This is a genomic window from Pedobacter jeongneungensis, from assembly GCF_000633455.1.
Classification (GTDB): Bacteria; Bacteroidota; Bacteroidia; order Sphingobacteriales; family Sphingobacteriaceae; genus Pedobacter; species Pedobacter jeongneungensis_A.
This window is the reverse complement of sequence record NZ_AYMG01000023.1, coordinates 161,109-174,728: the sequence shown is the minus strand read 5'-3', so window position 1 is coordinate 174,728 and position 13,620 is coordinate 161,109. Positions and strand designations below refer to the sequence as shown.

Genomic DNA, 13,620 nt, shown 5'->3' with positions numbered 1-13,620 from the left:
AAATTTAATCATGCCCGGTTCATATTGCGAAATTAATAATTTGCGCGTTTTATTATGTTAATTAATTAGTTTTTTAAAAGCCAAATAGTCCGCCGCCAGTTTTCGACCTTGTTTTTTTTCCGGTAAGCATGCCAAAAATACCGCGGACAATTTCTTTACCGATCTGGCGGGTGATGGTTGCACCCATTACCTGCTCTACCAAACTTTTTTCACCTGGTTTAGGTTTATTTTCTTGTTCAGCCTGCTTTTGGGCTTCTACCTCTTGTTTCTGTTGTTCTGCAGCAGCAGTTTGGTCGTTAATACGTTTTGTTAAAATCTCGTAGGCGCTTTCCGGATCAATGGCATCTTTGTATTTGGTATACATCGGGCTTGCGTGAACCAGTTGCTCGAAATCTGCAGCAGTAAGCGGGCCCATAACAGCTCTTGGCGGGGTTAGCAGGGTTGCCGAAACTTCAGTTGGGATACCTTTCTCATTAAGTACAGTAACCAATGCCTGACCGGTACCTAATGAAGTTAATATTTTATCAATCTCGTAAAAATCTGATTTTGGATAGGTATTCACCGTTTTTTTTAAGGCATCTACATCGTTAGGAGTAAATGCCCTTAGTGCATGCTGTACGCGATTACCCAACTGACCTAAAACACTTTCAGGGACATCGCCTGGTGCCTGTGTACAAAAGAAAACACCAATACCCTTTGAGCGGATTAACCTGATAATGGTTTCTATTTGTTCTAGAAATGCTTTTGATGAGTTTTTGAACAATAAATGTGCTTCATCAAAGAAAAATACCAGCTTCGGCTTATCTAAGTCGCCAACCTCTGGCATGGTATTAAATAACTCTGCCAGCAGGCTGAGTAAAAAAGTTGAATATAATACAGGCTGGTTTTGAACATCAGCAATGTTTAATAAATTAATGGTTCCTTTGCCATCAACCCGTTCGAAAAGGTCTTCAATATCAAACGATTTTTCGCCAAACATACCGCCCAATCCCTGCTGTTCTATCGCAACGATTTTCCTTAACATGGTGCCTGATGTGGCCGTTGAAATACTGCCATAACTGCTTTTAATTTCGGCAGCTCCTGCACCCTCTGATAAATAGGAAACCAGTTTTTTTAAGTCATTTAAATCAATGATTGGCATTTTGTTATCGTCGGCATATTTAAATATTACCGCCATAACGCCTGCCTGTGTATCGTTTAAATCTAAAATTTTCGATAAAAGGGTAGGGCCAAACTCGAGGACTGTTGCACGCATCTGCGAACCCATTTTACCCGAAAGTGAATAGATCTCGATTGGAAAACCCGTTGGAGAGAATGGTTTATTAAGCTGTTGAGCCCTTTCCTCTATTTTTGGGTTAACTGCGCCCGGCTGGTTCAAGCCTGATAAATCGCCTTTAACATCTAACATAAAAACGGGAACTCCGGCATCCGATAGCTGTTCTGCCAGCAATTGTAGCGTACGCGTTTTACCTGTCCCGGTAGCTCCGGCAATCAGGCCGTGTCTGTTCATCATTTTTAGTGATAAATTAACTTCAGCATCGCTGTAAACCTGTCCGTCTAAAATTCCGGCGCCTAAATAAATGTACGAGCCTGTTGGGGCATAGGATGATTTTATTTTTTCGATGAATTTTGAAGAAAGATCGCTCATTTTTTAAAATTAGATTGCCAATTTAAGAAAGATATCTTAAAAAGGAAGTGTTTTAATGCGCACTTTTAATGCAAGATATTGCACAAACGGTTGTTTATTAATGCTGGTTAAGTTGTTTATAATAATTTAACTCGTTACGCAGGGCAGTCATTTCTTCCTGCATATTCTGTAGCTGACTTAATAAGTGTGAAACAGCATGAATGCCCTCTAAATTAATTTCGAGGTCTTGCGCCAATCGTAGATACTGCTCCAATTTAGATAACTCATCAATAGGTAAAAAAACAGATTGTTTTTTAATGGTCGTATGGATCAATCCAAAATCTTCGAGTGATTGGATGAAATTAATTTCCACATGATGATAAGCACAGATATCTTCTACTGATATTAAATTGGTTTCCATAATGGTTAGAATTTGGAAAGTTTTTCGAATAGTTCTTTTTGCTCAGGGTTTAAGTTGGTTGGTAATTTTACCTGCCATTTAATGTATAGATCGCCAAACTGGTTTTCTTTTTTATAAACAGGAAATCCTTTACCTTTTAAGCGCAGGGTAGCGTCAGGCTGTGTACCTTCCGGTACTTTAAGTTTCACCTTGCCGTTAAGTGTTTCAACAATTTTTTCTCCTCCTAAAACAGCGGTGTACAGGTCTATTTCTTCCTGTATGTAAATGTCGTTTCCTTTCCGTTTAAATTTAGGATCATCGCTGATGTTAAATTTGATAAACAGATCGCCTGGAGGGCCATTGTTAACACCTGCGGCACCGTAACCAGGCAATTTAATCTTTTGTCCGTTTTCTACTCCGGCCGGAATGGTAATGCGCACCTGCTTGCCATTTACGGTTAAGGTTTGTTTATGTGTGGTATAGGCATCGAGCAGGTTTAGCTGCAAATCGGCGTTATAATCCTGACCTTTAAAAGGTGAATTTCGGCTGCTTCTTCCACCACCTCCGCCAAACATTGAAGAGAAGAAATCAGAAAAATCATCACCGTCGAAACCTCCAGAATAGCTGTTGCCACCTCCATAGCTTCCACCTTGCGATTGGTATTGCCTTTGTTGCTGCTGTTGGGCATCTAACTGATCGGCATGTTGCCAATCTTTACCATATTTATCGTACTTCTTCCTTTTCTCCGGGTCGCTTAAAACTTCATTAGCCTCATTAATCTGCTGAAATTTTTTATTGGCTTCCTCATTGTTGGGGTTAAGGTCAGGATGGTGTTTTCTGGCTAGTTTTCTATAAGCTTTTTTAATATCCTCTGCTGTTGCATCTTTCTTTAAATCGAGGATTTTATAATAGTCTATGTAGTCCATAATGGCTTAACAAATAAGTAAAGGTAATGTTCAGTTTAATGGAATAAATGTAAGGTTTTAAAGTGAAATGGGCATAGAGCAGGTGATGCAGTTAGCTGTTACCAGCTTACTGTTAAATAAGGTTAATATAGCCGAAATGCTTTGCTGAGTATTTTGGTAAATCCTTCGACAGGCTCAGGATGACAAATATTGTAAACAAAAAAAAGTGCTTCAATTTGAAGCACTTTAATCGATAAAGGTAGAGAGAAATTTATTTTTTGTTTTTCACATATTTTTCTAACCACTGGTCTTGCTCCCAGAGCATGTGTAATAAGTTTTCTTTACCGCGGTAGCTATGTGCTTCGTAAGGTAAAAATACAAAACGGGTGGTACCGCCTGCTCCTTTAATGGCATTAAATAAACGTTCACTGTTAATCGGAAACGTACCCGGGTTATCATCAGAATCGCCGTGGATTAACAATATCGGGGTTTTAATTTTATCAGCATAACTAAAAGGACTCATTTCGTAATACAATTGAGGGGCCTGCCAATAAGTACGCTCTTCGTTTTGGAAACCAAATGGCGTTAATGTACGGTTGTAAGCACCGCTACGCGCAATACCAGCAGCAAAAAGATTGGTATGCGCCAATAAATTCGCCGTCATAAAAGCACCATAACTGTGACCGCCAACAGCCATACGTTTTTTATCGCCAACACCTAAATCAGATAGTTTATTAATGGCTGCTTCGGCATTTAACTGTAATTGATCAACAAAAGTATCATTAGGTTTTTTGCCGTCTTTAGCTACAATTGGCATTTCTGCGTTATCTAAAACCGCATAACCACGTGTTACCCAAAAAATAGGAGAAGCCCAGCTAATGGTGGTAAATTTATCTTTTGATCCACGGATCTGTGCCGCATCGGCAGCAGAGTTAAATTCGCGCGGGTAGGCCCAGATTAAGGTAGGCAATGGTCCGTCTTTATCTTTATTGTATCCTTTTGGTAAATATAAATCGCCTGTTAAATCAACTCCATCGGCACGTTTATAAGAAATTTTCTCTTTGGTGATGCCTTCCAGTGATGGATATGGATTGGTGAAATTGGTAATCGGCTGATCGGCAATACGCAGCATCAGGTTTTTGATAAAGTAATTCGGAACCATTTTCTGACTCTCTTTACGGGTAAGTAAAACCAGTTTATCAGGATTGATCACATCACTTACATATTCGAAAGTCCCTTCAGCACTGCGCCAGATAATTTCGTTCTTTTTGGTGGTTAAATCGAATTTGGCCAGAAAAGGTAAATCTCCTTTTTCTGAGGAACCCACTATATTATTCATTAACAGTTTGGTGCCATTATCAACAGTTTTTATCACCTGGCGGCCGTATTTGTTTTTAACAGTAACTGGTGAGCCAGGATTGCCATAAGCGTCGGTTTGGTTACGGCTGTATAATTCTTCAACCGCTCCGGTTGAGGGGTTGTAACGGCTTACCTTGCTGGTTTGTTTGCTGCGCAGGCCTTCCATGATAATTGCCAGGTTGGCATCGCCCCATTGTACGCCACGATAGCGCGTCTTTGTTTTGAACAATTCTTTTTCCGCTCCGGCAAAAGGGGCACTTAAAGCATAAACCGCATCGTGAAAAGGAACATCTTTTTTGATCAAACCGCTATCTAAAGGTTTGCTCCAAACCAATGTGGCAGGTTCATCATCTCTCCAATCGAAACCACGGGCTACATTTTGCGTATTGTCGTAACCTGATGGCGTACCTTCTGATGATGGCAGCTCGGCAATAACCTTGATGGTTTTACCTGTTAAATCGGTAATGCTTACGGTTGATGGAAAGCCATAAGCCGAAACAAGGTAAGAAAAAGGCTTGCGGATGGTTTCTACCATCATATAATTTTTATCAGGCGATAAATTGGTTAAACCATAAATGGCCGGTTTGCCGATCGGCGTTTCTACACCAGCTGTATTTTTAACCAGTTGTGAGGTGGCAAAAAACTCGAATAACTGTTCATCAAAAGGCGACTTAATTAAATCCTGATAAGTAACGCTTGGTGCGGCTTTCCCTAAATTTTGCTGGATGGTTGGCCCTTTAGGCATCAATGGTTTTGTTGGTGCAGCGCTGGCAGGTTTGGTTACCGTGCGATAAATAATGGTATTATCGTTTAACCACGTAAGTCCGCTACCCAAAACTACGTTTAAGAAAGCTTTATTGGCTTTAGTTGCTTTTTTTGTAGCCAGATCGATAATGTAAAGATCTACTCCTTTTTGTGTAGTGTTGGTAAAAGCAATTTTGTTTTCTGAAGGGTTCCAGCTGATGTTACCTGCAAATAATGGTGTTGGCAAGCCAGCAACCTGAAAACTCTGGTTGGATTTAATATTTTTAAGACTGAAATTATTGATATAGGTCTGTCTGCTGGGCGAATAGTTATTTGGATTTAACCTTAAGCCTGCAATCCGGTACTCAGGCATTGCTAATTCTTCTACTGAAGGATAGGAGTTACGTTCGCTAAATAAGATCCATTCAGCCTTACCATCAATACTCACACCGGGTGTTGGTTTTGCGAGTAACAGATCGGCGATTTCTTTTGGTGGGGTTTGGTAGCTTATGGCATCCTGAGCGGCAGCGCTTAACGATGCACATGTGCCAGCTATTAATAAATAGAGGTGTAATTTTTTAATCATTTCCGGTTTTTTGTTCGAAATAAGGAATGATCAAATATTGGAAAATTTAACTTATTGTAGCGTAACTTCTTATTTACATGGTAATCGCGACCGTAACCCTGAACTTGTTTCAGGGTCTTTCATGCAAGAAAGAGAAGGCACTTCAGCTCCGGTCTGATTGGTAGGCCCACCTATAGTGATTTAACCACAAAGCCACAAAGATAACCACAGCGTTTGATAGATGTAGAGCCTTCAGTGCCAAATGGAAAGCGGAAATATTCCGTGCTAATCTGTGCATCCATCGCAATTAAATAATTGTAAAAAAAATAAATGCGGGTATTAGCGCCACATTAATACTAGTAATTATACTTTTTTAGTCTTCGACTCCGCTCAGACTGACAAACCGCCCGCAGTGATATAACCGCAAAGATGAAGCACAAAGATCGCAAAGTTTTATGTAAAAAGAATTTGTATTTTTGTACTATAAACCTCGGACTCCGGTCTCCTGACTTTTCGGACTTACGGATACAAACTACTAATCCTGGCAACAGAATTTGTAACCATTTCTTTTAATACCTCTACATCGATATCGCTTATTTTTTTTACATATACGCAGGCTTTAGCTGTTTTATGTTTTCCGAATTTTGTGAGCAGTTCTTCGCGGTTTTTAAATTCGGATGAGAAGTATAAAGCTATAGCATCTTTCCGTGGCGAAAAACCAACTAAGGGTGCATCACCTTCTCTGCCACTTTCATATTTATAATGATAGCTGCCAAAACCAACAATGGCCGTTCCCCACATTTTCGCTTTAAAACCTGTGGTTTCAGTAATAATATCCGAGAGACTGAAACAATCTTTCCGTTTGGTTTCGTCCGTTACGGTATTTAGAAAATCAGTTACGCTTAAATCATTTTCAGTGGTTTTATTCTGTGCCATATTTTTTATGATGAATATAAGATTTAAAGCAGAATTGTTCAATATGTTATAATCCTTCACTTTGTAATATTTTTAAGTGATAGCGGTAAGCCTTTTATAAATTTCTAATTTGGTAAGCATCAATTTAAAATAACATGATGGCAGTTAACAATAAGATTAAATATTTTTGCCGGTTTAGTAGTGTGATCGTTAGCTTTTTACTCTCGTTTATGAGCAGCAAGGCTCAGCAAAAATTAAATGTGGTTATCGCCGGCTTAAATCACGATCATGTGTATCTGATTATGAACAGCTATCAAAAGGCCGAAGTTAACATCATTGGCATTGTAGAAAGTAATCCTGAGCTGGTTGACCGTTTTAGAACACGTTATAAGATACCTGACAGTATATTTTATAGTAATCTGCCCGATTTATTAAAGAAAAAGAAACCTGATGTGGTGCTTGCTTACAATGCCATTAGCGATCATTTGGCAGTGGTAGAGGCTGCGGCTCCACTGGGCATATCGGTGATGGTAGAAAAACCTTTGGCCATATCGGTTAAACAGGCAGAGCGAATGGCAGCACTGGCTAAACAGTATAAGGTACATATACTAACCAATTACGAAACCACCTGGTACCCGAGTAATCAGGAAATTTATAAAAATGTAAAAGAAAGTAATAGCATAGGTGCGTTAAGAAAAATAATTGTACATGATGGGCACCAGGGACCAAAAGAAATCGGTGTGAGCAAAGAATTTTTAAACTGGTTAACAGATCCAAACAAAAATGGGGCAGGTGCGCTGGTCGATTTTGGCTGTTACGGTGCTAATTTAATGACCTGGTTAATGGATGGCAAAGCACCCATTTCTGTTACAGCAATCACCCATCAGATTAAAAAAGAGGTGTACCCAAATGTTGATGATGATGCAACAATCTTATTGGAGTACCCAAATGCTACAGGAATTGTTGAAGCCTCTTGGAACTGGCCCTTTAGCATAAAAGATATGGAAGTATTTGGCGCAACCGGCTATATCCAGGCCATCAACGAAAAAGATATAAGGTCGAAACAAAGCGGTAATAATGGCTATAAAATTTATCCGGCCAAAACCTTAGCCTCCACTTATGCAAATCATTTGAACTATCTATCTGCCGTTTTGAAAGGCGAAATCAATCCTGATAACGATCTCTCATCTTTGGCGAATAATTTAATTGTGGTGAAAATTTTAGAGGCTGCAAAAATTTCGGCCAAAACAGGGAAGAAAGTGATTTTGAAATAGGCTGGCCCCAAAATAAAATAGCCACCTTAATGATGGCTATTGGTAAAAGATATTCATCTTTTTTATGGTGTGCCTGCCCTCCGCGGATCTCCCGCTCACAGGACTTTTTTGTCTTTCCTTTATGCATAACAATTTAGGCAATACTTGGTTTTGTTCTGCAAAATAATTTTACACATCGTGTGGAAAATGTTAATATCTCCATGAAATTTAGCAAATGAGGTTAAAAAGGGTAAATCCCGGCGCATTTCTACCTAAATTTTTAAAGAAAAAACTTTTTTCGGTATTTGATGTTTGTGATTTGGTTGTTCCATCGGGTTTAGGTAGCCCTTCATATCGAAAATTATCAAATATAAAATCATGGTCGAATTAAATAACGAGCTCTTTTGCACACTAGGCGATTTGTCTGCTGATGGATATTTTATTTTTGAACCTCAACAGCAAAAATTTTTGTACCTGAATAAATCGTTTGGCGAAATTTGGGAATTAGAAACAGATCAAATTCTTGATCATTCACAAATACTTTTAAATCAGGTACACCCCGAAGATTTAGCACATGTAATATCTTGTTACGAAGAATGCCTGGAAGACGGGACGGAAAAGAAATACGAGTTCCGTTTGTTGTTTGCCGGTAGAGAAAAATATGTACGTATCATTGTTTTTGCTGTTGAGGATAAAGCTGGTAAGCGTTTAATTGGTACAGTAGAAGATACTACCGTTGCACGACATAACAAAATCCATATCGAGCAGATCAATGCTCGTAAAAACATCACCCTGGAAGTATTGGCACATGATTTAAAAGAACCTTTGGGCATGATGAAATTAACAGCTTCATCAATGGAAGATGGTATTGCACAAACAGGTGATGAGCATATGATGAATTCGCTCTCTTTTATAAAAGATATGTGCGAACGTAATTTATTGCTGGTGAGAAGTATGATTAACCGTGAATTTTTAAAATCATCAGTAGTAGAGATTGGTAAAGAAAGGGCAGACCTGGTATGGGAGCTTAGAGATGTAGTTCGTTTTTACAAACGGTCTAAACTGGGGAAAGTCAAAAATATTAAATTTACCAGTTCGGCAGAACAGATCTACCTGTATTTAGATAGCATGAAATTTCTTCAGGTAATTAATAACTTAATTTCCAATGCACTGAAGTTTACCGATGATAATGGTTACATTGGCCTACATGCCGAAGAATTGGAAAACACGGTGCTGATTACAGTAACCGACAATGGAATCGGAATCCCGGATGAGTTACAGCCCGGCCTTTTTGATCATTTGCCTGAAACCTTAAGACCCGGCTTAAAGGGCGAAGAATCTGGTGGTTTTGGAATGGGCATTATCAAAGCAATTGTTGATTTACATCAAGGAAAAATCTGGTTTAAGAGTAAAACCGGTGTCGGAACTACCTTCTATATCGAGCTGCCAAAGTAGCCGTTTTTAATTTTAAAATACCGTAAGTTATATTTGGATTATGATTAACATTATTCTTGCGGACGATCACAATATCATCCGGACCTCTCTAAAAGTACTGATAGAAAAACACGAAGGGATTAAAGTTGTAGCAGAAGTATCGGATGGTTTAGGTGTTTTAGAACTTCTCGAAAAAGGAATAAAAGCTGATATTATCTTATCAGATATTGTAATGCCTAACCTCGACGGGATTGGTTTGATCAGCAAAATTAAGGCAGGTGGATACGATACAAAAGTGGTGGTGCTCTCTATTTTAGATGACGAAAAATACGCTTCAAACGCCTTTATTTCAGGGGCTTTTGCTTACCTCTCAAAAGACATTGAAGAAGATGAACTGTTGTTTTGCCTGCAGCATGTAATGAAGGGAAAACGCTATCTTTCTTCCAATTTATGCATTGCGATATTAGAGCGTTTTAACACTGAGTTGAATATGTTATCGCAAAAAACAGGCACAGAAATCAACTTTTCGGAGCGCGAAATTAATGTGTTAAAACTCATCGCAGATGGTTTAACCAATCAGGAAATTGCTGATAAATTATACCTGAGCAGGCGTACTGTCGAGAGTCAGCGGGAGGCTTTAATCAATAAAACCGGTACAAAAAACTCCGCTTCGCTGGTGCGTTTTGCCATGCGGAATGGCTATGTTTCCTAGTATTTTTGCCTGTTTTAGGGGGTGTTTCTTACTGTTTTAAATAAACCGTAAAAAATCGGGTATTTCTACAACCAACATTGGATGATGCTGTTTTGTTGAATATGTAATCAACCCCTAGTGAACATGGAAACATTAAATTTCAATTGCGACATTTACCAGTACAAACAACCACTTTTTGACCGTGCCTTAGCTTATACCCGTGATGAAGACGATGCTGCAGATTTAGTGCAGGATACCTTTATGAAAGCTTTTAGATTTTCGGCAAAGTTTGAAATGGGCAGTAATGTTAGGGCCTGGCTTTTTACAATCTTAAAAAACACCTTCCTTAACCATTATTACAAGGTAAAGCGCAAAAATGAAATGATCCAGCAGGAAGATGACCTTACCTCTGTTCAACTGGTGCCAAGTGCCTCAGCAAACGGCGGAGCGGCCAAATTTATGATGGAAGATATCCAGCGTTCATTAAACTTATTACCTGAAGATTGCCGCTTTTGTTTCTGCCGTTACTTTGAAGGATACAAATATCACGAAATTGCTGCCGAACTTGATATTCCTTTAGGAACAGTAAAAACTAAAATACATGTTGCAAGGGGCCTGTTGAAAAAGATGCTTAAAAACTACAAAGATGGTTTGGCAGCATAACAACTGCCAACACATATTAGGAATAAAATCAAGTATAAATACGGTACGCTGATTAGGCAACTTAAGTTAGCTTTGCTCTCGAATGAGCAAGCCCACTTACCCGGTTAAGAAAATATTTATCGTTGATGATGATGAAAGCATCCATGATATTATTAATTTAATTTTTGAGCAAGACTTAGTTCATGGTGTTGTAAAAGCCGATAATTTAGAAAAATCGATACTGACATTTTCGCCAGATATCATCCTAATGGATATCCGGATGGGAGATGCTGATGGTCGTGAACTCTGCAACAGGTTAAAAGAAAACCCTAACATAGCACATATACCTATTCTCTTACTATCTGCCCTAAATATTGATCTCAATAACTTGGGCTGCATTCCGGATGATGTAATCGAAAAACCTTTTGATATTGGCCACCTAGTTGAAAAGGTTAACCATTTGTTAGGACGCAAAATATAAGTTTATTATAAAAAAAGGGACAGGCTTACAGCCTATCCCTATATCTAAACTCAAACATGCGCTCAAACATGAATGAATCTTAACAACTAAACATTTCAGTTTAGTATTGGTTTTAAAATTCAGGTTTATTAGCCATAATGAGCAAAATTTTACCTGATCTTTTGCTTCAGTTCTATTTTTAATTCTTTGATCTGTTCCTGCGCCTGTCTGTTCTCCAGATAAAAATAAATCGCACTGGCCAAGAATACCTTACCTAGCACAAAAACTGCAATAAATACCCATTTCCAGGCTTTATTTACGCGCATTTGGTTAGATTCTGATTCTACCTCTATATATCTTTCCTGTTTGTTTTCCTGATCATTTTTATCATGTCGGGATTCAGGCTCAGCGGTTTGTACAGCTTGATTGCGGCGCTGGATTTCGTTAATCTCATGCTCAATTTTAGCTAAAGTACCAGCAGGCGGCTCAATGCTCATGCTTTGCGCAAGCACTTCTATATCGTATTCAAGCTGTTCTAAAGCATCTTTAAATGCCGGGAACTCTTTCTTTAGCGATAAAACTTTCTGTACCTCCTCTTCAGTGGCAATCCCCATTACATAGGTTTCCATTAAACCACTTTCAATAATTTTATTAATTTCCACTTGCCCTCCTCATTTTATCGATTGATAATTTTAATTGATTGCGGATTTCGTTTTCATCACTGTCCATTTTTGCCGCCAGATATGGAATTGATTTTCCATGATAATATACCGCACAAAATATTTGCTTCTGTAAATCATCTAACAAATCTAACTTGCCCTGGTTTACAAATTGATTAGGTTTTAAGTGATGATCTTTTGCTGTAAACAAAGTTAATTTGCTTTGTGCATACTGACGCAATTCGAGCCAGATGTTTAACCTGCTTTTTTCCTGTAAAACAACATCCTTAACAAAGGAAGTAAGTATGGAAACCAGTTGATCTTCTGATTTTTGGTGATCTTGCACAATGCCATTGATATAGCCAAGCAGCATGGGGGCATACTGATCATAAAACCAACGGATGTCTTTTGGTTCGGCAGAAGGGATGTTTAAAACTGCTTTGAACATGGGATGTTTGAACGGTTACGCTTAATGAACCGCAAGATAATTCCAAATTTTTGAATTATCTTAATTATTTGCACAAAATATGGCTCAATATCGGTTGAATTGATGATTTTTAACATCATCTTCCTTTTTCGGCATTTAATGTGGAAATTTATAAAATGAAGCCATCTTGATTGCTTCATCAGTATTAAAAATATATTTACAAATGAAAATAGCTACTTATAATGTAAACGGCGTGAATGGACGCCTGCCTGTTTTGTTACGTTGGTTGGAAGAAACCCAACCAGATGTGGTGTGCCTGCAGGAATTAAAGGCCCCGCAAGAAAAATTTCCCGAGCAGGCGATTAAAGATGCAGGCTATAATGCCATCTGGCATGGTCAGAAAAGTTGGAACGGAGTGGCTATACTCGCCAGAAACTTAGAAATAACAGAATTAAAACGTGGTTTAGAAGGTGATCCTGAAGACCTTCAAAGCAGGTATATTCAGGCTTTGGTAAACGGGGTGGTAATTGGCTGTTTATACCTTCCAAACGGCAATCCTGCACCTGGGCCTAAGTTCGATTATAAGTTGCAATGGTTTGAGCGTTTTGCAGCCCATACAGCCGATTTGCTGGCACAAAATTTACCTGTGGTTTTAGCTGGCGATTATAATGTGATTCCGACGGAGTTGGATGCCTACAAGCCTGAAAGATGGGTTGAAGATGCTTTGTTCCGTCCGGAAACGCGCTTAGCATTTAAAAATTTACTTGCGCAAGGATGGACGGATGCCATTAGGAAGCTATATCCTGACGAAACCATATATACTTTTTGGGATTATTTCCGCAATGCCTATGGCAGAAACGCAGGATTACGGATTGATCATTTCTTGCTCAGTCCTCAGGTAAGCGATCGCTTAAAATCGGCGGGAGTAGATAAGCAGGTTAGGGGGTGGGAAAAAACAAGCGACCACGGACCTGTATGGATAGAGCTAAATGATTTGTAATTATGAAAGTGTTTTCCTTAAATCGGTAACATCTAAAGTTGTTCCGATTAATTTTAGCGATTCGCCGTCCTGTTGGGATAGTATTCCATCGGCTTTAATCCAACGGATTTCTCCATCCGGCCGGCGAATCCGGTATAACACATCATAACTGCTTTTTTCGCGGGTAACCGTGTGCTCAATTTCATCCTGAACATGGTCAAGATCTTCGGAGAGGATTAAGCCCAAAAGGGTTTCATAACTTAAAACCCCATCTGGCGGGTAACCAAAATTTTTTTTAAACGATTGGGTTGAGCGAAGTATGCCTGTGGCTACACTTAATTCCCAAAAACCCATACCAACATGGTCGAATACTACATCCCAATGATCATTACAGATAATTGAGAGATCGACGCTTCTTTTGTTTGATCTCATAATAAGGATATCTGACGTTGTTAAATTATAAAAACAATGTAAATATAATTTCGGGTATAAATAACAATAAACGTAATCCTTAAAGTTTTAGTGAAATAATGGCTTATTGGCTCCGGAGCACCCAAGGT

14 protein-coding genes are annotated in these 13,620 nt (G+C 38.8%); 6 read left to right on the top strand and 8 right to left on the bottom strand.

Features of this window, described 5'->3' with window-relative positions; all coding sequences use genetic code 11:
• Positions 1–73 precede the first annotated feature (73 nt).
• The 5 genes from U859_RS0120550 to U859_RS0120525 all read right to left on the bottom strand — a co-directional run bounded on the left by U859_RS0120550 (position 74) and on the right by U859_RS0120525 (position 6,536).
• Complete coding sequence (locus U859_RS0120550; RefSeq protein WP_025145195.1) at positions 74–1,648, bottom strand: helicase HerA-like domain-containing protein; 1,575 nt, start codon at positions 1,646–1,648, stop codon at positions 74–76.
• Between the two features lie 97 nt (positions 1,649–1,745).
• Positions 1,746–2,048: a chaperone modulator CbpM gene (locus tag U859_RS0120545; protein ID WP_025145194.1), complete on the bottom strand. Its 303-nt coding sequence runs from the start codon at positions 2,046–2,048 to the stop codon at positions 1,746–1,748.
• Positions 2,049–2,053: 5 nt separating this feature from the next.
• Positions 2,054–2,953: a DnaJ C-terminal domain-containing protein gene (locus U859_RS0120540; RefSeq protein ID WP_025145193.1), complete on the bottom strand. Its 900-nt coding sequence runs from the start codon at positions 2,951–2,953 to the stop codon at positions 2,054–2,056.
• Between the two features lie 250 nt (positions 2,954–3,203).
• A complete protein-coding gene (locus tag U859_RS0120530; RefSeq protein WP_025145192.1) occupies positions 3,204–5,621 on the bottom strand; it encodes an alpha/beta hydrolase family protein in 2,418 nt (805 codons plus the stop codon).
• A 498-nt stretch (positions 5,622–6,119) separates the two neighbouring features.
• Positions 6,120–6,536, bottom strand: coding sequence for a DUF1801 domain-containing protein (locus tag U859_RS0120525; protein WP_025145191.1), 417 nt, complete (start codon positions 6,534–6,536; stop codon positions 6,120–6,122).
• A gap of 209 nt (positions 6,537–6,745) precedes the next feature.
• Here U859_RS0120525 and U859_RS0120520 point away from each other — a divergent pair, with 209 nt between their 5' ends.
• From U859_RS0120520 to U859_RS0120500, 5 genes are all read left to right on the top strand, one after another.
• On the top strand, positions 6,746–7,789 hold the full coding sequence (locus U859_RS0120520) for a Gfo/Idh/MocA family protein (RefSeq protein WP_025145190.1): 1,044 nt from the start codon (positions 6,746–6,748) through the stop codon (positions 7,787–7,789).
• Positions 7,790–8,146: 357 nt separating this feature from the next.
• Entirely contained in the window at positions 8,147–9,223 is a 1,077-nt protein-coding gene (locus tag U859_RS0120515) for a PAS domain-containing sensor histidine kinase (RefSeq protein ID WP_084153119.1), read from the top strand.
• Positions 9,224–9,263: 40 nt separating this feature from the next.
• Positions 9,264–9,914, top strand: coding sequence for a response regulator (locus U859_RS0120510; RefSeq protein ID WP_025145188.1), 651 nt, complete (start codon positions 9,264–9,266; stop codon positions 9,912–9,914).
• A 123-nt stretch (positions 9,915–10,037) separates the two neighbouring features.
• Positions 10,038–10,556: an RNA polymerase sigma factor gene (locus U859_RS0120505; protein ID WP_025145187.1), complete on the top strand. Its 519-nt coding sequence runs from the start codon at positions 10,038–10,040 to the stop codon at positions 10,554–10,556.
• 82 nt (positions 10,557–10,638) lie between these two features.
• The gene (locus tag U859_RS0120500; protein WP_025145186.1) at positions 10,639–11,016 is read left to right on the top strand and encodes a PleD family two-component system response regulator; all 378 of its coding nucleotides are present in this window, start codon (positions 10,639–10,641) and stop codon (positions 11,014–11,016) included.
• A gap of 149 nt (positions 11,017–11,165) precedes the next feature.
• Here U859_RS0120500 and U859_RS0120495 read toward each other — a convergent pair whose 3' ends face one another.
• Together U859_RS0120495 and U859_RS0120490 are read right to left on the bottom strand one after the other, a co-directional pair.
• A complete protein-coding gene (locus U859_RS0120495; protein WP_025145185.1) occupies positions 11,166–11,657 on the bottom strand; it encodes a hypothetical protein in 492 nt (163 codons plus the stop codon).
• Positions 11,647–12,102, bottom strand: coding sequence for a hypothetical protein (locus tag U859_RS0120490; RefSeq protein WP_025145184.1), 456 nt, complete (start codon positions 12,100–12,102; stop codon positions 11,647–11,649). Before U859_RS0120490 ends, U859_RS0120495 begins: the two co-directional genes overlap by 11 nt.
• 202 nt (positions 12,103–12,304) lie before the next feature.
• On the opposite strand from U859_RS0120490, the gene xth reads away from it, so the two are divergent.
• A complete protein-coding gene (gene xth, locus U859_RS0120485) occupies positions 12,305–13,081 on the top strand; it encodes an exodeoxyribonuclease III (RefSeq protein ID WP_025145183.1) in 777 nt (258 codons plus the stop codon).
• On the opposite strand, the gene U859_RS0120480 is transcribed toward xth, so the two are convergent.
• Positions 13,082–13,492, bottom strand: a complete 411-nt coding sequence (locus U859_RS0120480) for a PAS domain-containing protein (protein WP_025145182.1) — start codon at positions 13,490–13,492, stop codon at positions 13,082–13,084.
• Positions 13,493–13,620 lie beyond the last annotated feature (128 nt).